The sequence below is a fragment of the Streptomyces lancefieldiae genome (genome assembly GCF_031845825.1).
Taxonomy (GTDB): domain Bacteria; phylum Actinomycetota; class Actinomycetes; order Streptomycetales; family Streptomycetaceae; genus Streptomyces; species Streptomyces lancefieldiae.
In genome coordinates, this window is the sequence record NZ_JAVRFH010000263.1 from 1 (window position 1) to 672 (window position 672).

Genomic DNA, 672 nt, shown 5'->3' on the forward strand with positions numbered 1-672 from the left:
TGAGGCGGTGGTAGTCCGCGATGTCCGCGCGCGTGCCGACGCCCAGGGACCGGCCCGCCAGGCGCACCAGGCGGCGCAGGCATTCGGTGTCGTCCAGCTCGTCGTGCAGCAGTGCGGCCGGGACCGCTCGCTCGGCCAGGTCGTACACCCTTTTCCAGCCGCGGCGCTCGACGCAGACCACCTCGCCGTACATGAGCGCCCGCTCGACGGCGACCTTAGTGCCCGACCAGTCCCACCACTCGCTGGTCCTCTTCGCGCCGCCCAGGTCCGTCGCGGTGAGGGGGCCCTCGGTGCGGAGCTGCTTGATCACCTGGTCGTAGGCGCCGTCGGGGAGGTGGTGGTTCCAGTGCGGGCGGTTGCGGTAGGCGCGGCGGCGGAAGGCGAAGTGGGGCCACTCCTCGATGGGGAGGATGCAGGCGGCGTGGGACCAGTACTCGAAGGCGTGTGCGTCCGTCCAGTAGGCGTCCTCGACCGTTCTGCGGCCCACCGCTCCCAGGCGGGCGTACGGGATGAGTTCGTGGGAGCGGGCGAGGACCGAGATGGTGTCGAGCTGTACCGCGCCCAGGTGACGGAGGACGCCGCGGACGCCGGAGCGGCGGTCGGGGGCGCCGAGGAAGCCCTGTGCGCGGAGGGCGAGGCGGCGGGCCTCGTCTGCGGACAGGTCCGTGGCGG

1 protein-coding gene is annotated in these 672 nt (G+C 72.9%); it reads right to left on the reverse strand.

Annotated elements, in window-relative coordinates; translation table 11 throughout:
- On the reverse strand, nucleotides 1–672 hold a 672-nt coding region (locus RM812_RS42025; RefSeq protein ID WP_311586270.1), incomplete at both ends, for a DNA glycosylase AlkZ-like family protein.